The following is an 18,123-nucleotide window of genomic DNA, read 5'->3' as shown; positions in this document are numbered from 1 at the left end:
TCTCCCCTTGTCGCGTTGGTCAGTTGAACTTGAGCTCGTCGGCGCCGATCTCGGCGAAATACGGCGCCAGCATTTGAGGCGTCACATCCTCGATCCGCGGCGGCGACCAGGTCGGATTGCGGTCCTTGTCGATCACGGCCGCGCGCACGCCTTCGCGGAAGTCGTCGCTCCGGAACACTTCCAGCGCGGCCCGATATTCCCGTACCAGGCATTCTTCCAGGCTCGAAGATGCGCGCGCGAGCCGCAAGAGCTTCAGCGTCACCACCATGCCGCGCGGGGATTTTTCGTTGAGCGTCTTCAGCGTGGCCAGCGCGAACTCGGAGCCATCGCGCTTGAGCGCAGCGAAGATGTCATCCATGCGATCGAAGCCGAACAGAGCGTCGATCACAGGCTCTCTTGCTGCGACCGGTCCTGCAATTCCGTCGCTCGCAAAACCGTTGATCAGTTTGGTGACCTCCCCCGCAGTCACGCCCTCACGGACCTTGGTCAGTGCCTCACGCAGTTCCGGCCATTTGACGGCCAGCACCACCGCATCCGCGAACTTCGCGTGGATCGCGTCCGGCCCGTTCATGGTCTGGCCGGTGAGCCCGAAATAAGTGCCGATTTCGCCCGGCGAATGGGACAGCAGATAGGTGCCGCCGACATCGGGGAAGAAGCCGAGGCCGACTTCCGGCATCGCGAGCTTGGTACGATCCGTGACGACACGATGGCTCGCATGCGCGGACAAGCCGACGCCGCCGCCCATCACGATGCCGTCCATGAAAGCGACATAGGGCTTTGGAAACTTCTTTATCCGGGCGTTGAGGATGTACTCCTCGCGCCACAGGATCTTGCCGAGATCGCCATTGACCTTGGAGCTTTCCCAGAGCGTGCGAATGTCACCGCCGGCGCACAAGCCGCGCTCGCCGGAGCCTTCCAGCAAGATCACGGCTACGGCGGGATCAGTCTCGAAGCGGTCGAGCGCCTTGTCGATGTCGCGAAACATCTCCAGCGTCACGGCATTGATCGCCTTGGGACGATTCAGCCTGATCACCCCGGCCGAACCCTCGACGCGAGCGATGAGATCGCCCTCTTCCGCTCCACTCATCTCGCGCCCTCGATCAACTTGCGCGCGACGATGAGCCGCATGATTTCATTGGTCCCTTCGAGGATCTGGTGCACGCGCAAGTCCCGCACGATCTTCTCGATGCCGTATTCGCTGAGGTATCCGTAGCCGCCGTGAAGCTGCAGCGCATGGTTCGCGACCTCGAACCCGACATCGGTGCCGAAGCGCTTTGCCATCGCGCACAGCATGGTCGCGTCGGGGTCCTTGCGGTCGAGCGCGGCGGCGGCGCGCCACAGGAACGTGCGCGCGGCCTCGAGCTCGATCGCCATGTCGGCAAGACGGAATTGCAGCGCCTGGAATTCATCGAGACGCTTTCCAAACGCCTTCCGCTCCTTCATGTAGGCGCGCGCCTTGTCGAGCGCGGTCTGCGCGCCGCCGACCGAGCACGCGGTGATGTTGAGGCGGCCGCCATCGAGGCCAGCCATCGCGATCTTGAAGCCAACGCCCTCTTCGCTCAGCCTGTTGGCAACCGGCACGCGGGCGTTCTCGAACATCACAGCGCGGGTTGGCTGCGCATTCCAGCCCATCTTGCGCTCATTGGCACCGAAGGAGACGCCCGGCGTCTTGCCGTCGATGACGAGGGTCGAGATGCCGCCGGAGCCATCGCCGCCGGTGCGGACCATCACGACCAGGAGATCAGTGCCGCCGGCGCCTGAGATGAACTGCTTCTGACCGTTGAGGATGTAGTGATCGCCGTCGCGCACGGCGCGGGTTCGCAGCGCAGCAGCATCGGAGCCGGCGCCGGGCTCGGTGAGGCAATAACTCGCGATCAGCTCCATCGAACAGAGCTTCGGCAGCCATTGATGGCGCTGGGTGTCGCTGCCGAAGGCATCAATCATCCAGCTTGCCATGTTGTGGATGGAGATGAAGGCCGAGACGGTCGGACAACCCGTCGCCAGCGCCTCGAAAATCAGAGCTGCGTCGAACCGCGACATCGCGGAGCCCCCGACATCGTCGCGGATGTAGATGCCACCCATCCCGAGGCTTGCTGCCTCGCGCATCACCTCGACGGGGAAGTGCTTCTCCTCGTCCCAGCGCAGCGCGTGCGGCGCGATCTTCTCCGCCGCAAACGCCAACGCCATGTCGCGAACCGCGACCTGATCCTCATTCAGAGCGAACTGCATGCCGGCTGCTCACTGTTCTCGCCATTGCGAGGAGCTCATGACAAAACTGCGGAGCAATTTTGCACTGAAGCGACGAAGCAATCCAGGATCTTTCCGCAGTGACAGTCTGGATTGCTTCGCTGCGCTCGCGATGACGGGCTGGGCTACAGCCTTACTTCATCGTCGGGATCGAGAACTCCGCACCTTCCTTGACGCCGGACGGCCAGCGCGAGGTCACAGTCTTGGTCTTGGTATAGAAGCGGACCGAATCCGGACCGTGCTGATTGAGATCGCCGAAGCCGGACTTCTTCCAGCCGCCGAAGGTGTAATAGGCGATCGGCACGGGGATCGGCACGTTGATGCCGACCATGCCGACGTTGACCTTGGCCGCGAAGTCGCGCGCGGCGTCGCCGTCGCGGGTGAAGATGGCAACGCCGTTGCCGTAGTCATGTTCGGACGGCAGCGCCAGCGCTTCCTTGTAGTCATGGGCGCGCACGACCGACAGCACGGGCCCGAAGATCTCTTCCTTGTAGATCCGCATGTCCTTGGTGACGTTGTCGAACAGCGAACCGCCGAGATAGAAGCCGTTCTCATAGCCCTGCATCTTGAAGCCGCGGCCGTCGACGGCAAGCGTTGCGCCTTCCTTGATGCCGATGTCAATGTAGCTCTTGACCTTCTCGACCGCCTCACGCGTCACCAGCGGACCATAATCGGCCGACGGATCGATCGAAGTGCCGATCTTGAGGCTTTCGACGCGCGGGATCAGCCTGTCCATCAGGCGGTCGGCGGTGGTCTTGCCCACGGGCACCGCAACGGAGACTGCCATGCAGCGCTCGCCAGCCGAGCCGTAGCCCGCGCCGATCAGCGCGTCGACGGCCTGGTCCATATCCGCGTCGGGCATGATGATGGCGTGGTTCTTGGCGCCACCGAAACACTGGCAACGCTTTCCAGTCTGGGCAGCGCGCTCATAGATATACTGCGCGATCGGCGTGGAGCCGACGAAGCCGATGGCCTTGATATCAGGGTCGTCGAGAATGGCGTCGACCGCTTCCTTGTCGCCGTTGACGACATTGAGGATGCCGGCCGGCAGGCCCGCCTCGATCATCAGCTCGGCGAGCTTCATCGGCACGCCGGGATCGCGCTCCGACGGCTTGAGGATGAAGGCGTTGCCGCAGGCGATCGCGGGCGCGAATTTCCACATCGGAATCATGGCCGGGAAGTTGAACGGCGTGATGCCGGCGACGACGCCAAGCGGCTGACGCATGGAATAAATGTCGATACCGGGGCCTGCGCCCTCGGTGTACTCGCCCTTCATCAGATGCGGGATGCCACAGGCAAACTCGGCGACCTCAAGGCCGCGCTGAATGTCGCCCTTGGCGTCAGGCACGGTCTTGCCGTGCTCACGCGCGAGCAGCTCGGCGAGCTTGTCGTAGTCGCGCTGCACCAGCTCGAGGAATTTCATCATGACGCGGGCGCGCCGCTGAGGGTTGGTCGCGGCCCATTCCGGCTGCGCGGCGCGGGCGTTCTCGACGGCGGCGCGGACTTCGGCCTTGGATGCGAGGGCGACCTTGGCCTGAACGTCACCGGTCATCGGCTCGAAGACGTCTGCCGTCCGGCCCGACGTACCCTTCACCTCCTTGCCACCGATGAAATGTCCGACTGAACGCATGGAATGATCTCCTTGAGGGCGAGCTGGAACGCTTTGACAAATCCTATCGACCTGCATTTATTGGGATTCAAGTCCGAGATATTGCACCATAGATGTGCGAAAATGCTGGATCAAGGCGCTATCGACTGGGACGACTTCCGCTTCGTGCTGGCCATCGTAAGGGGCGGCTCGGTGTCGGCCGCGGCAAAGCAGCTCGGCGTCGATCATGCCACCGTAATCCGCCGCGTCGACCGGCTGGAGAAGCATCTCTCGGCCAAGCTGTTTGACCGGCGCAAGACCGGCTATCTCCTCACCGAGGCCGGCCAGCGCGTCGCCGACAGCGCGGAGGCGATGGAATCCACCATCGTCGCCAACCAGGAGCAGGTCGGCGGCTCGGTGGCGCGGCTGACCGGCACGGTGCGGATCGGCGCGCCCGATGGATTCGGCACCGCTTTCCTGGCGCCGCGGCTGACGCCCTTCGCGGACCGGTATCCCGATCTCGACCTGCAACTTGTGGCTACCGCACGCCTGTTCAGTCTCTCCAAGCGCGAGGCCGACATCGCCATTAGCCTGACCATGCCGAAGGAAGGCCGCATCGTCGGTCGCAAACTGCTCGATTATCGGCTGGGGCTCTATGCCGCACCGGCCTATCTCGACCGATTTCCTGTGATCGCCTCGCGGCAGGACCTGCTGCAGCACCGTTTCGTCGGCTACATCGAGGAATTGCTGTTCACGCCGGAGCTCGACTATTTGCCGCAGGTCTCGCCGCGCATTTCTGCCCGCTTCCGCAGTGCCAATCTGATCGCGCAACTCAACGCGACGCTCTCCGGCTTCGGCATCGCGGTGCTGCCGCATTTCATGGCGAGCGATTATCCGCAGCTGGTCGCGGTGCTGCCCGCGGAGATTTCGATCACGCGGACGTTCTGGATGCTGATGCATGCCGACAGCAAGGACCTCGCGCGGATCCGGGCGGTGGCGGATTACATCGGCGAGATCGTGGAGCGCGAGCGGGCTCTGTTTGCGGGGCGGTAACGCCTCCTCGCCTAGCTCTGCTTTGCCTTCTTCGCCGCCGCAACCTTCGGCTGGCGTTTCGCCGGCTCCAATGCGCTGTCCCTGCCCGCCTTCAGCACCTCGTCCGACAGCTCGCTGGAGCCGGCGATACGCGCGAGCAGCATGGTGCCGGCCATAATTGCCAGCGTGGCGATCGCCTGCTTGCGCGCGGCCTTGCGGGGCATGTTCGGGATGAAATCGGTCAGCATCTCGATCATCTCGTCGAGCTTTCCGGCGAAGGCTTTTCGCGTCTTCGGGCTCTCGCGGGCGATCTCGGCGCCGAGCGCGGGGATCGAGCAGCCATGGCCGGGATTGTCGCGATGCAGCGCCGACAGGTAGGTCTCCACGATCTGTGCGAACTGCTTCTCGGGCGCGACCTGATCGGACTGCTTGCGCCAGTGTTCCATCGAGCGGTCCATGGCGTAGGCAAAGGCCTCGATTACCAGCGCCTCGCGCGAGTCAAAATGCGCATAGAAGCCACCATGGGTCAGTCCCGCCTCCTTCATGAGGTCCGCGACACCGATGCCATGGGCACCCTTTTCGCGCAGCCGCACGGACGCCTTCCTCACGATCCGGTCGTGGGTTTCCTGCTTGTGTTCCGGGGAATAGCGCATGCTGATCTCATTGGATGTCAGAAATCATCTCATAACACGGATGGCGCCGCCGCGGCGCATTAATTCCCGGTAAAGTCGCTGCCGATCATGGAAAAGGTTGCAGTTGCATGAACCGCGAGTGCCCCCTTACCGTCGCGAACGAAGCCTTCGGTGTAGCTGGTCTGGCGCCCGAGCTTGATCACCTTGCCTTCCGCCGAGATCAGCCCCGATCGGACCGAGAGCGGACGCAGGAAGGTCATCTTCAGGTCGAGCGTCACCGACGACTTCCCGCCGTCCAGCCGCGTCGAAATCGCGCAGCCCATGGCGGTGTCGAGGAGCGCGGCGGCAGTCGCACCATGCAGGAGGCCGATGGTGTTTTCGAGATCCTCGCGCGGCTCCAGTTCCATGACGATCCGGCCGGGCTCGACGACCGCCATGACGAATCCGATCAGCTTGGCGAAGGGCGGCGGCGGCAGCCGGCCATCGCGGATGCCAAGCATGGCGTCCATGCCTGACAACCCCATTGCCATTTTCGCAACGGGCACGGGCGCCTGCCACTCCACCACGCGCGCGCGCCTCTGCGCCGGTGCAAACAGGTCGAGTTGATCGGCTTCCGTCATCTGCCATCCCTTTGTATGATGTTAATCATACTATGCTGCGGACTTCGCGCTGGCAACTCCACCCGCCCGCTTGACAAGGGAGGCATTTCGGCCCGGAAGTGATGCCGACCGGCGCGTCTCGCGCCCGTCCACGAAATCTTTGAGATGCCCGATGGAAATGCTCAACAACCACTGTGGCGTCACGCGCGATGCGCGCGGCGTCGTCCATGTCGCGATCTGCAATGCCGGCCCGCTGAATATTCTGGGCTCGCCCGTGACCGAGGCGATACGCGACGGCCTGCGACAGCTCGCCGCCGACCGGAGCATCCGCGTCGTGGTGCTGCGCGGCCAGAGCGAGAAGAGCATGATCGGGGGCGCCGACATCAAGGAGATGGCCAAGCTTGACCAAAAGTCTGCCGAGGCCTTCATCAGCCGCCTGCGCGATCTCTGCGAAGCCGTGCGCCAATTCCCTGCCCCTCTGATTGCGCGCATGCCCGGCTGGTGCCTCGGCGGCGGGCTCGAGGTCGCGGCGGCCTGCGACTTCCGCGTCGCCGCACATGATGCGCATTTCGGCATGCCCGAGGTCCGCGTCGGCATTCCCTCGGTGATTCACGCTGCGCTGCTGCCGCGCCTGATCGGCTGGGCTCGCGCGCGCTGGCTGGTGATGACGGCGGAGAACATCGACGCGCCGACGGCGCTGGCCTGGGGCCTGGTCGACAAGGTCGCACCGGCTGGCAGCCTGGATGCCGCGATCGAGCACCTCGTGACGGCGCTGCTCGAATGCGGCCCCGAGGCGTTGCGCTCGCAAAAGGCGCTGCTGCGGCAATGGGAGGAGCTGCCGTTGACGGAATCGGTAAACCTCAGCGTCAAGGTGTTCGGCGAGTCGTTCCTGACGGACGAGCCGACGCGGCTGATGCAGGCCTTCGTGAACAGGAAGCGGTAGGGGCGTCCCAACTACGGTGTCATGCCCCGCGAAGGCGGGGCATCCAGTACGCCGCGGCTTCTCGGATCCAGCCGCGCCGCCTCTGGAATACTGGATCACCCGCTTTCGCGGGTGATGACAGCGCGCTGTAGGCACTTCCTCCTCCAATTGAATAACCATTTCTCATCCTGATCACGACATTTTCTCATGCCGGGCGCGGTTGCATTTTTTGCGGCGCATCATATGATGATTATCATCTCACTCATCCCACAGGGAGTTTCGTCATGGCCGAAGCCGCCGATCCCGTCGTCATCGTCTCCGCTGCCCGGACCCCGCTCGGTCGCTTCATGGGCGAGTTGTCGCCGTTTGCCGCACACAAGCTCGGATCGCACGTGATCAATGCGGCGCTGGAACGCGCCGGGCTTGCTCCCGAGAAGGTCGACGAGGTGTTCATGGGTTGCGTGCTGCCGGCAGGACAAGGCCAGGCGCCGGCGCGTCAGGCGGCACGTAGCGCCGGCCTGCCCGATGCCACCGGCGCCACCACCGTCAACAAGGTCTGCGGCTCCGGCATGAAGGCGACCATGCTGGCGCACGATATCATTCGCGCCGGCTCCGCCGAGATCGTCGTCTCCGGCGGCATGGAGAGCATGAGCAATGCGCCTTACCTGCTCGCGAAGGCACGCGGCGGTTATCGCGCCGGCCATGACCGCATCATCGACCACATGATGATGGACGGCCTCGAAGACGCCTACGAGACCGGGCGTTCCATGGGCGATTTCGGCGAAGCAACCGCGGAAGCCTATCAGTTCACCCGCAAGGATCAGGATGCCTATGCGATGGAGACCCTGAGCCGCGCGCGCAAGGCGGTCGACGGCGGCGCATTCAAGGCCGAGATCGCGCCGATCACGCTGACCGAGAAGGCCGGCTCGCGCGTCATCGCCAACGACGAGCATCCGCTGAAGGTCGATCCGGCAAAGATTCCAGGACTGAAGCCGGCGTTCCGCGCCAACGGCACCATCACGCCGGCCGCCTCCTCGGCCAACGCCGACGGCGCCGCCGCGCTGGTGCTGACAAAGCGTTCGCTCGCGAACCGCAACGGCCTGCCTGCCATCGCCGAGATCAAGGGCCACGCCACTCACAGTCAGGAGCCGCAATGGTTCACCACGGCGCCGATCCCGGCGATCCGCAAGCTGCTCGACAAAGTCGGCTGGGCTGCCTCCGATGTCGATCTGTTCGAGATCAACGAGGCATTCGCGGTGGTGGCGATGGCGGCGCAGCGCGATCTCGGCATTCCCCGCGACAAGCTCAACATCAATGGCGGTGCCTGCGCGCTCGGTCATCCCATCGGCGCCACCGGCGCGCGGCTGATCGTGACGCTGCTGCACGCGCTCGAGGCCAACAACCTCAAGCGCGGCGTCGCGGCGCTCTGCATCGGCGGCGGCGAGGCCACCGCGATCGCGGTCGAACGCCGCGCGCGCTAGCCGCCGCAACGTCCTAAAACGAGGGAAGTCTGTCATTTCAGACTTCCCGCTTCCGTGCCAGATTGCAACGATGACGCGGGACCTCCCGGAGCCCGCCAACCTGATTGAGGGGCAATGATCTCGAACTGGCTCTCGGCTGTGCTCGGCCGCCGCAATGTCCACTATGGCTGGGTCATGGTCGGCGTGACCTTCTTTGCCGCGCTGATCAGCGCCGGCACGGTCGGCGCGCCCGGCGTGTTCATCGTTCCGCTCCAGAAGGAGTTTGGCTGGAGCACGGCCGAAATCTCCTCCGCGCTCTCGATCCGGTTCATCCTGTTCGGGCTGATGGCGCCGTTCGCAGCCGCCCTTCTCAACCGCTATGGCCTGCGCAACGTCACGCTGACCGCGCAGCTCATCGTCGTCTCCGCCCTCGTGCTCTCGCTCGGCATGACGCAGGTCTGGCAGCTCGTGGCGCTCTGGGGCGTGGTGATCGGTATCGGCACCGGCATGACCGCGCTGGTGCTGGGCGCCACCATTGCGACGCGGTGGTTCGCGGCGCGGCGCGGCCTCGTCATCGGCATCATGACCGCGAGCGTCGCCACCGGCCAGCTCGTGTTCCTGCCGCTGCTGGCGAGCCTGACGGAACGCTTCGGCTGGCGCCTTGCGCTCGGCTTCGTCTGCATCATGCTCGGAGTCTCCGCAACAGCGGTCATGCTTATCATGCGCGATCGACCGAGCGATGTGGGGCTGCGCCCCTTCGGCGACGAAGGCACCGAGCCCCTGCCCACACCGCCCGTGAGCCATGGCTCGATCACCGCGGTTGCGCTCGGCACGCTGCGCGACGCCTCGAAGTCCAGCGCGTTCTGGATCCTGTTTGCGACCTTCTTCGTCTGCGGCGCCTCGACCAACGGCCTCGTGCAGGTGCACCTGATTCCGATGTGCCTCGATTTCGGCATTCCTCAGGTGCAGGCTGCAAGCCTGCTGGCGGCGATGGGGATCTTCGATTTCTTCGGCACCATCATGTCGGGCTGGCTGTCGGACCGTTATGACAATCGGTTCCTGCTGTTCTGGTACTACGGCCTGCGCGGGCTCTCGCTGATCTTCCTGCCGTTCAGCGATTTCTCCTTCTATGGCCTGTCGATCTTCGCGATGTTCTACGGGCTCGACTGGATCGCCACGGTGCCGCCGACAGTGCGCCTCACCGCGCAGAAGTTCGGACCCGAGCGCGCCAATCTGGTGTTCGGCTGGATCTTTGCCGGCCATCAACTCGGCGCCGGTACCGCCGCGTTCGGGGCAGGCCTGTCGCGGACGTTGCTGCAAAGCTACCTGCCTGCCTTCTTCGTCGCCGGCGCGCTCTGCGTGTTCGCCTCGCTCATCGTGCTGGCCCTGTCGCGGCAACCGAAGCCGCAAGCAAAGCCGGCGATGGCCTAGGAGCCATCGCTTGGCGCGCACTGACGGAGCAAGCTGCATCGCCGTGACCACGCCTTTCGCATTCGCATGCATGGCTGAAGGCATGCCTTCGCGCTCTCGCGGCTGATTTCGCCCGAGTTTTGCGCTCCCGTTCGCACCCTCCTGAACAAAGGGGTGCAGGGAAGGCCGGGCGCCGGCAGGCACCCGCGGTCCCGTGTGCAAAAACAACGCGCACGGGTTGGACTACAGGTGATGCCGGAACGCCCGGCCTTCCCTGCGCAATGGCTTTACGGCTTATGTCGCGCTCTCCCCGGGGAGCGATGCACTATTGCCCCCGTCGCCTTGCAGATGACTGATGCGTGCATCCGGTTGGACGGTTCACATCACCACAAGACTTGACGCCAGACTTCGGGCGTCAGGACCACACGATTTTGCCGTCCGCGCACATCCCCGCTCCTTACTCCGATGGCTGGCGTGCGCTCACCATCGGGGCCGAACGAGGACGCTGTCAGCGCCGTGTCGTGCCGCGCTCATGCTGCTCACGGGGTATCCCCGCCCTGCAGCCTGGAATGCGCGCCGACGCCGTCGCGGCCACCGCCTCCCTGCCCCGTCTCGTGACGATCGCGAAACGCCTCTGTGGCGGGCGGGATGAGCACAATATGCGCTATATCCGAATTTCGGTAAACAAGAATATTTTCGCGCGGTGGGATTGACAGGGGTGTTTTGCCCGACGCCTCGATGTGATGGCCCGGCTTCGGACCCGAGCTGGATCGATATCCGGGATGCGAACCCGGGCTTGCCGATAATCCCGTTAGACTTCTCGGGCCAAACGTGGACAATGCCTCGAGCGCTTCGCGCGCGCAGTGCACACCAAGATGCGCCAGAGGAAACAAGATGCCGACTGCCTTCCCGTCGCCCGTCCCCAGCATTCCGACTATTCCGTTGACCGCGCAGGTGCGCGACGCATTGCGTGCGATCGTAAGCGAGAAAGGTCTGATCGAGGACGATCACGGCATGCAGCCGTTCGTGACGGACTGGCGCGGCCTGCTGGTCGGCGGCGCCGGCGCTGTCGTTCGTCCTGGCAGCGCCGAAGAAGTCTCGAAAGTCGTGCAGCTCTGCCATCAGCATGGCGTCGCGATCGTGCCTCAGGGCGGCAACACGGGACTGATGGGCGGTGCCACGCCCTGGCCCGCGCACACCGGTATCGTGCTGTCGCTGGGGCGGATGAACCGCGTGCTGGACGTCGATCCCGTCGGCTACGCGATGACCGTCGAGGCGGGTTGCGTGCTGCAAACGCTTCAGGAGACCGCGGCGGCGCATGATAGATTTCTGCCGCTCAGCCTTGGCGCCCAGGGCTCCTGCATGATCGGCGGCAACCTCTCGACCAATGCCGGTGGCGTGCAGGTGCTGCGCTATGGCAATGCCCGCAATCTCGTCCTCGGATTAGAAGTCGTCCTGCCCAACGGCGACGTCTGGGACGGACTGCGCGCGTTAAAGAAGGACAACACCGGCTACGACCTCAAGCACCTCTTCATGGGCGCCGAAGGCACGCTCGGCATCATCACCAAGGCGGTCCTCAAGCTGTGGCCGGCGCCGAAAGACATCAGCACCGCCTGGCTGGCAGTGCGCGATCCGCGCGCGGCGCTGGAGATCCTGTCCGAAGCGCATGCGGCGTCCGAGGACAATGTCGGCTCCTGCGAGCTGATGAGCCGCGCCGCCATCGACATGGTGATGCGCCACATTCCCGGCGTCCAAGACCCGCTCAAGGCGGACACGCCATGGTTCCTGCTGCTGGAATGGTCGTCAGCGCGGACGCGCCGGGATGGCGCTGAAGGCATGGCCGAGAAGCTGGAGCAATTTCTCGCCGACCAACTCGAGGCCGGCCGCATGCTCGACGCGGCGATCGCGCATGCCGGGCATCAATCGCGCAACATGTGGCGCATCCGCGAAGCCGTCGCCGAGGCGTCGCGGGCGGAGGGACCGGGGATCAGCTACGACGTATCGGTGGCGATCTCCAGAATTCCAGACTTCATCGACAAGGGGCTCAAGGCCGTGCTGCAGATTCTCCCGAGCATCCGCCCCTATCCACTCGGGCATATCGGCGATGGCAATCTGCATTTCTCGTTCATGGGGCCCATCGGCATGGATCAGCAGACGCTGAACCAATACACGGCCGCGATCACGCGGGCCGTGAACGATCTCGTCACCTCCATGGGCGGCTCGATCTCGGCCGAGCACGGCATCGGTATCGACAAGCTCGACGAGCTCAGCCATTACCGCTCGAAGACCGAGCTCGACATCATGCGTACCATCAAGCGCGCGCTCGATCCGCAGAATATCATGAACCCCGGCAAGGTGCTGCGGGTGTGATGATGCCGGACACCCGCCCTCTTTGTCAGCCGCGCGGATTGACGACGGTGTAACCCCGCAGCGAACGCGCGTGCATGCGCGTCGCGTGGCCACCCGAATTGGCATCGTACGCCATCCACATGTCGCCGCCGAGCGGCTGCTCCAGCACGAAGACGTGCCCGTGGCGCGCTGCGACCATTCCCGGCGCCGGCGCCGTGCGCGGAAAGCGCAGCCAGTTGGATGCGAGATTCAATTCCGGCACGACATGACCGAACACGCGTATCGCCGCGCCGCAGCCACAGAACGACGACGGACAACCGGCCGGACGGCCGCCAATGATGCGATCACCACCGGACACGCTGATTGTCGTGGCAGTGTACCCCGCGTCGGCCACCCTCATTTGCGTTGCGCGATAGGCTTGCAGGGAATGCCTGGGAGCTCGCTCGCGTTGCGTTTGCGAATACGAGAAGTCGCAGGGCATGGTGACGTTGCACTCAGGCGCTTGAAGATTGCGATAGGGTCGCGCTTCGGTGGCAACTGAACTAATGGCAATAAGGAAACACGCAGAAATTACTGGCTTGATCATTGCAGGACTCCGGTTGGAGGACCCTGCCCCGGCGACGAGCTACCGATATCGGTTTGACCGAAATGGGCCTGAAGCGCGGCGAAAAATGGCTGGATTTGGGCGTCGTTGCTTCGGATTGTGTTCTCGCTCGCCCGCATTGCGACAACGCAATCCAGACGTGTCCACGGTGAGACGCTGAATGGCGGCGCTCCGCGGGCAATGACGGCCGGACGTTACGGCCGGATCGTCATGTTCTCCGGCGGCCCGGCTTTGCGCAGCGGCTCGGCCAGCCTTGCAAACTCGCACAGCAGGGAGCGCGTCTTTCTGGGATCGATGATCTCCTCGACCCAGAATTTTTCGGCCGAGCGGAACGGTGAGCGCAGCTGGTTGAGACGCGCCTCGATCTCCTTCAGCTTGGCCGCCTTGTCCTCGGCCGCGTCGATGTCGGCGCGGTAGGCGGCCTCGATGCCGCCTTCCAGCGGCAGCGAGCCCCAATAGGCCGACGGCCAAGCGTAGCGGATCGAGAAACGGTCGGCCGGTTGATGCACGACGCCAGCAACACCGAAGGCGTTGCGCAGGATCACCGTGCACCAGGGCACCGTGGTCTGGTTGACGGCGGCCATGGCGCGGACGCCGTGGCGGATTGTCGCTGCCCTCTCCGCGTCGAGGCCGATCATGAAGCCCGGGCAATCCATGAGATAGACGATCGGCAGATGGAAGGTTTCCGCGAAGTCGACCCAGCGAACCACTTTCTGGCAAGCATCCGCAGTCCAGGAGCCACCATAGTGAAAACTGTCGCTGGCGAGCAGCATCACCGCCCTGCCCTCCAGTCGCGCCAGGCCAACGATGATGGGCTTGCCAAAATTCCTTGCGACCTCGAAGAACGAGCCCTTGTCGACGACGGAGTCGATGATGGGCCGGATCTTGTAGACCTGCTTGCGGTTGCGCGGCACCGAATTGATCAGCGCCTCGTCGCTGCGTTCGGGACTGTCGGTGCAAGGCAAGGTCGGCGGCACCTCGTAAACCGAAGACGGCAGATAAGAGAGGAACCGCCGCGCGCAGGCAAACGCCTCCTCTTCCGTCTCGACGGCATGATCGATCGCGCCGGCGCGGGTCTGGATCTCCGCGCCGCCGAGTTCCTCCTTCGAGAGATCCTGGCCCAGCGCCTTCACCACGGGCGGTCCTGCGACGAACATCGCGGACTTCCTGGTCATGATGGAGTAGTGGCTGGCGGCGAGACGCGCGGCACCAAGCCCCGCGACCGAGCCGAGCCCGAGCGCCACCACCGGCACGCGCGACAGATTCTCTGTCGTGAAGCGGTACCAGCGGGTGCCGCCGATTCCGCCGGGCAGATTCGCCGCGCCCTTGGTCTCGATGGTCTTGACCGAGCCGCCGCCACCGGAGCCCTCGATGATGCGGATGATGGGCAGACGAAAGTCGTGCGCCATCTCCTCCGCCATCAAGGGCTTGGCCGAGATCGAGGCATCCGCGGAGCCGCCGCGCACCGTGAAGTCGTCGCCGACCACGACCACGGTGCGGCCGTCGACGCGCGCGCGGCCGAACACGCAGTTCGCCGGCGTCACCTTCTGCAATTCACCGCTGGAATCGTACTCACCGATGCCAGAGACGGCACCGATCTCGTGGAAGGTCCCCTTGTCGATCAGTCCGTCGATGCGTTCCCGAACAGTCAGCCGGCCCTGGTCATGCTGTCGCTTGACCTTGTCAACGCCGCCCATCTCCCGCGCGAAGGCTTCGCGCCGGGCGAGCTCGTCGAGTTCCGGCTTCCAGTTCATTCACTCCCTCCGAATGGATCGGCTTGTTATTGTTGTGCACTGATATTGCGACCGGTTTGCGCGAGATGCGGTTGTTGAAGACGTCGGCTTCGGCGCCTTCCACCAGGCTGCCGAGCGAGCGGCCGAGTTCGAGCATCAGCGGCGCCACTTCGTCATGCAGACGCTGCTCGTCATACATCGCCGACAAGAGACCGATGGTGATCACCACGAAGGTCTGGTATTGCGGCGCCCAGATCGGCACCGCGAGGCCGTTGATATGCGGACTCCAGAGACCGCAGGCCACGACATAGCCGCGCTCGCGCAGCGACTGCCTGTTGGCCTCGATACGAGGCTTGAGGATTCTTGCGGCCTCAGGCGCTTCGCGCTCCATCTCCGCAATGAAGGCATCACCGACTTCCGGCGACAACGCCGCGGTATAGGCCGCGCCCGCCGCGGTCGAGGCCATCGAGATGCGGCTGCCGGTGCCCTCGTGCAGGCCGAGCGCAGCGGCCGAGCGCGCGAATTGGAGATAGACGAGATGGAAGCGATCGGGCACGACGAAGCCGACCGTGCCGGGCAGCTGCTCGGCGACTTCCTGGAGCCGCTGGCGGATCATGCTGCGGAGCTGCGCGCCCTTCATCATCGAGGCGCTCATTGCCACCGCGCTCGGGCCGATCCGATATTTCTGATCGCGCGGCAGATAGACCAGCTGCCCCATGCGCGTCAGCGTGTGCGTGAGCCGCGACACCGTCGAGCGCGGCAGGCCGCAGCGATTTGAAATCTCGAGGTTGCCGAGCCGCGCCTCGTGGCCCTCGAAGCATCGCAACACGTCGAACGCGCGAGACACCACCTGGATCACATCACCCTCACCGGCATCGCCAGCGAGCGCACCTTGCCTACTTAACCGCTCTGAACGTCGTCCCATGATCCCTACCGCTTTGTTTCGCTCTGCGGAATTAAATTCCACTTGCAGGTGACGCTACCTCAGGCATTTTGCGACGACAACAAAAAGGCGATGGCATGCCAGAAATTAAGATCGTCCCGGAGGTCACCGGTCGGGTCTGCGCAACTCCCGTGCAAGTTGGAGGAACACTCGCGGATGGCGACGACGTTGTGGTCGTTGAAGCCATGAAGATGGAGATACCGGTGGCCTCGCCCGCATCAGGCACGCTGAAATCACTGCTCGTGAAGATCGACGACCTCGTCGCCGAGGGACAAGCGATCGCGATCGTCGCGAACTGAGCACGCGCCATCAATGGCTTCTCGGCCGCGACAATCTGAAACAGATGACATCAGGAGGGCGCGCAGCGTCTTGCGTTCGGGCGTTCCCACGAAGCCGGACGGCTTGCGCAGATGCTGATTGCGTTGCACAAGGAAGCGATGATAGCGCAACCGTCGCCTGCCTCTGCCTGGACCCGCTCGAAGCCGCCGCTGCTGCGGTTTCTCGATACTTGCCTCAACGAATTCTCCGCAGAGACGTCAGGCGCGGTCGCCGACTACATTCCCGAGCTGAGCAAGGCCGACCCTGCCTGTTTCGGCATCAGCCTCGCGACGCTCGACGGCCATGTCTACGAGGTCGGCGACTCCAGGGTGCCCTTCACCATCCAGTCGATGTCGAAGCCGTTCGTGTTCGCACTGGCGCTCGACCTGCTCGGTGCGAGCAAGGTCGAGAGCACGATCGGCGTCGAGCCGTCGGGCGATCCCTTCAACTCGATCCGGCTGAATGCCGAAAACCATCCGTTCAATCCGATGGTCAATGCCGGCGCGATCGCCTGCACCGGCCTGATCTACGACAGCAAGGGCGCGGAGGCCTTCGAGCAGATCCGGCTCGCGCTCGGCCGATTCGCGGGGCGCGATCTCGCGGTCGATGAAGCCGTCTACGCCTCGGAAAGCCAGACTGGCGATCGCAACCGCGCCATCGGCTATCTGCTCAAGACCAATGCGGTGATCTCCGACAATGTCGCAGGCGTGCTCGACGTCTACTTCCGACAATGCGCGGTGCTGGTCACCGCGCGCGACATCGCGGTGATGGCTGCGACACTCGCCAATCGTGGCATTAATCCTGTCACCGGCGAGCAGGTGCTGACGCCTTACGCGATCTCGCGCACGCTGTCGGTGATGACCTCATCGGGCATGTACGACTATGCCGGCGAATGGATCTACCGCATCGGCATCCCCGCCAAAAGCGGCGTCGGCGGCGGCATTTTGGCCGCGCTGCCCGCCCGTCTCGGGCTCGGCAGCTATTCGCCGAAGCTGGACAAGCACGGCAACAGCGTGCGCGGCATCAAGGTCTGCGAGGCATTGTCGTCGCATTACGATCTGCACATGCTCAACCGCAGCGACGACGCCCGCAACGCCGTGATTGCCGATTACGACATCGGCAAGAGCCCGTCACGCCGCGTCCGACGCCAGCAGGAGCGGGACATCCTTGCCGCGCACGAGCAGGCGGTTCGGGTCATCGAGCTGGTCGGCGTGCTGTCGTTGTCGGCCGTCGACTACGTCTCGCGCCGGCTTGCGGGACGATCACGCCCGCAAATCGTCGTGTTCGACCTGCACCGCGTCACGTCAACCACGCGCGCCGGCGCCCGGCTCATCGCCGAAGCCTTCGAGGAGCTCGCCGCGCTTGACGTGACCGTGGTACTGTCAGGCGTCCGCCGCGCCTCCAGGGAATGGGACAGCCTGCGGGAGTGGACCGCGGAGCTGAAGAACGTCCGCGACTTCTACCTGCTCGACACTGCGATCGAATGGGCGGAAGACCAGATCGTCTACCGCTATGGCGGCTCAATCGACTTCCACGAGACCACCGACCTGCGCGAGCAGCCGCTGCTCGACGGCCTTAGCGCCGAAGAGCTGACGGATCTCGCCTCGATCTGCACGATCAGGACCTATCAGTCCGGCGCAAAGATCATCACGACGGGCGATCCCGCCGATACCCTGTTCTTTCTGCGCAGCGGCGCAGTGCATGTCACCCTGCCCGACGGCGTGCGGCTCGCGACGCTCACCGCTGGCATGGCGTTCGGCGAGATGGCCCTGATCGAGACCACCCGCTCCGCCGACGTGTTCGCGGACATGGCGGCGACCGCTTTCGAAGTTCCGCTGAAAGATTTCGAGCGCTTCCGCAAGCAGCACCCGCGGGCGAGCGAGCGCATGATGCGCAATCTGGCGCAGCTATTGGCCGATCGCCTGATCGTCGCCAATACCAAGGTTGATATCTTGACGTCGATGTGAACCGTGCCTACCGGCTTGCCGCCTCGCTGATCCGCCGTTTGATCTTGGCGGCGCTCGCCTTGAGCAATTCGGACGGCTGTTGGCCGGTGGCGGCGCACAGGCAGGCCCAGTAGTAGATGACATCGCCGAGCTCCTCGACGAGACCAGCCTTGTCGAGCCAGTCGTCGCGCAGCAGCTTCTTGATGTGCTCGGCGACCTCGCCGGCTTCACCGGCAAGGCCAAGCCCGAGATAGGACAGACGTTCGTTCGAGGGATGCTCATCGACTTTCGCGATTGTAGCTGCCCAGGCCGCATATTCATCGATCGTCATGACCATCCC

16 protein-coding genes are annotated in these 18,123 nt (G+C 64.3%); 7 read left to right on the top strand and 9 right to left on the bottom strand.

Translation table 11 applies throughout. The features are described 5' to 3' along the window. Window positions 1-19: 19 nt before the first annotated feature. The 3 genes from XH88_RS03355 to XH88_RS03345 form a co-directional block, all read right to left on the bottom strand. Window positions 20-1,087 (bottom strand): enoyl-CoA hydratase/isomerase family protein, encoded by a 1,068-nt coding sequence (locus tag XH88_RS03355; protein WP_271613989.1) that lies wholly within the window; start codon window positions 1,085-1,087, stop codon window positions 20-22. Then, window positions 1,084-2,229 carry an isobutyryl-CoA dehydrogenase gene (locus XH88_RS03350; protein WP_271613988.1) on the bottom strand — a complete coding sequence of 382 codons (1,146 nt, stop codon included), beginning with the start codon at window positions 2,227-2,229 and terminating at the stop codon, window positions 1,084-1,086. Before XH88_RS03350 ends, XH88_RS03355 begins: the two co-directional genes overlap by 4 nt. Before the next feature lie 151 nt (window positions 2,230-2,380). Then, the gene (locus XH88_RS03345) at window positions 2,381-3,877 is read right to left on the bottom strand and encodes a CoA-acylating methylmalonate-semialdehyde dehydrogenase (RefSeq protein ID WP_271613987.1); all 1,497 of its coding nucleotides are present in this window, start codon (window positions 3,875-3,877) and stop codon (window positions 2,381-2,383) included. Between the two features lie 102 nt (window positions 3,878-3,979). On the opposite strand from XH88_RS03345, the gene XH88_RS03340 reads away from it, so the two are divergent. After that, the gene (locus XH88_RS03340) at window positions 3,980-4,888 is read left to right on the top strand and encodes a LysR family transcriptional regulator (RefSeq protein ID WP_271613986.1); all 909 of its coding nucleotides are present in this window, start codon (window positions 3,980-3,982) and stop codon (window positions 4,886-4,888) included. Window positions 4,889-4,899: 11 nt separating this feature from the next. On the opposite strand, the gene XH88_RS03335 is transcribed toward XH88_RS03340, so the two are convergent. Further along, window positions 4,900-5,520 carry a TetR/AcrR family transcriptional regulator gene (locus XH88_RS03335; RefSeq protein ID WP_271613985.1) on the bottom strand — a complete coding sequence of 207 codons (621 nt, stop codon included), beginning with the start codon at window positions 5,518-5,520 and terminating at the stop codon, window positions 4,900-4,902. A gap of 59 nt (window positions 5,521-5,579) precedes the next feature. Then, window positions 5,580-6,119 carry a PaaI family thioesterase gene (locus XH88_RS03330; RefSeq protein ID WP_271613984.1) on the bottom strand — a complete coding sequence of 180 codons (540 nt, stop codon included), beginning with the start codon at window positions 6,117-6,119 and terminating at the stop codon, window positions 5,580-5,582. A gap of 151 nt (window positions 6,120-6,270) precedes the next feature. On the opposite strand from XH88_RS03330, the gene XH88_RS03325 reads away from it, so the two are divergent. From XH88_RS03325 to XH88_RS03310, 4 genes are all read left to right on the top strand, one after another. Beyond that, on the top strand, window positions 6,271-7,041 hold the full coding sequence (locus tag XH88_RS03325; RefSeq protein ID WP_271613983.1) for an enoyl-CoA hydratase: 771 nt from the start codon (window positions 6,271-6,273) through the stop codon (window positions 7,039-7,041). A 263-nt stretch (window positions 7,042-7,304) separates the two neighbouring features. Then, complete coding sequence (locus XH88_RS03320) at window positions 7,305-8,501, top strand: acetyl-CoA C-acyltransferase (protein WP_271613982.1); 1,197 nt, start codon at window positions 7,305-7,307, stop codon at window positions 8,499-8,501. A 114-nt stretch (window positions 8,502-8,615) separates the two neighbouring features. Further along, window positions 8,616-9,911 (top strand): MFS transporter, encoded by a 1,296-nt coding sequence (locus XH88_RS03315; RefSeq protein WP_271613981.1) that lies wholly within the window; start codon window positions 8,616-8,618, stop codon window positions 9,909-9,911. Between the two features lie 873 nt (window positions 9,912-10,784). Next, window positions 10,785-12,260, top strand: a complete 1,476-nt coding sequence (locus tag XH88_RS03310) for an FAD-binding oxidoreductase (protein WP_271613980.1) — start codon at window positions 10,785-10,787, stop codon at window positions 12,258-12,260. 25 nt (window positions 12,261-12,285) lie between these two features. Here the strand turns inward: XH88_RS03310 and XH88_RS03305 are convergent, their stop codons facing one another. The 3 genes from XH88_RS03305 to XH88_RS03295 all read right to left on the bottom strand — a co-directional run bounded on the left by XH88_RS03305 (window position 12,286) and on the right by XH88_RS03295 (window position 15,501). Continuing rightward, window positions 12,286-12,825, bottom strand: a complete 540-nt coding sequence (locus tag XH88_RS03305; protein ID WP_271613979.1) for a hypothetical protein — start codon at window positions 12,823-12,825, stop codon at window positions 12,286-12,288. Between the two features lie 212 nt (window positions 12,826-13,037). Further along, complete coding sequence (locus XH88_RS03300; RefSeq protein ID WP_271613978.1) at window positions 13,038-14,597, bottom strand: acyl-CoA carboxylase subunit beta; 1,560 nt, start codon at window positions 14,595-14,597, stop codon at window positions 13,038-13,040. Further along, entirely contained in the window at window positions 14,527-15,501 is a 975-nt protein-coding gene (locus tag XH88_RS03295) for an IclR family transcriptional regulator (protein WP_271613977.1), read from the bottom strand. The genes XH88_RS03300 and XH88_RS03295 overlap by 71 nt, the downstream gene beginning before the upstream one ends. 95 nt (window positions 15,502-15,596) lie before the next feature. Between XH88_RS03295 and XH88_RS03290 the strand changes: the two genes are divergently transcribed. Both XH88_RS03290 and glsA read left to right on the top strand, forming a co-directional pair. Then, window positions 15,597-15,818 carry an acetyl-CoA carboxylase biotin carboxyl carrier protein subunit gene (locus XH88_RS03290; protein WP_271613976.1) on the top strand — a complete coding sequence of 74 codons (222 nt, stop codon included), beginning with the start codon at window positions 15,597-15,599 and terminating at the stop codon, window positions 15,816-15,818. Window positions 15,819-15,956: 138 nt separating this feature from the next. Continuing rightward, window positions 15,957-17,804: a glutaminase A gene (gene glsA, locus XH88_RS03285; protein WP_442868410.1), complete on the top strand. Its 1,848-nt coding sequence runs from the start codon at window positions 15,957-15,959 to the stop codon at window positions 17,802-17,804. Window positions 17,805-17,811: 7 nt separating this feature from the next. On the opposite strand, the gene XH88_RS03280 is transcribed toward glsA, so the two are convergent. Further along, window positions 17,812-18,114 carry a nucleoside triphosphate pyrophosphohydrolase family protein gene (locus tag XH88_RS03280; protein WP_057759035.1) on the bottom strand — a complete coding sequence of 101 codons (303 nt, stop codon included), beginning with the start codon at window positions 18,112-18,114 and terminating at the stop codon, window positions 17,812-17,814. Between the last annotated feature and the right edge of the window lie 9 nt (window positions 18,115-18,123).

It is taken from the genome of Bradyrhizobium sp. CCBAU 51627 (assembly GCF_028128765.1).
Taxonomy (GTDB): domain Bacteria; phylum Pseudomonadota; class Alphaproteobacteria; order Rhizobiales; family Xanthobacteraceae; genus Bradyrhizobium.
This window is presented reverse-complemented; position numbering and strand designations above follow the sequence as displayed.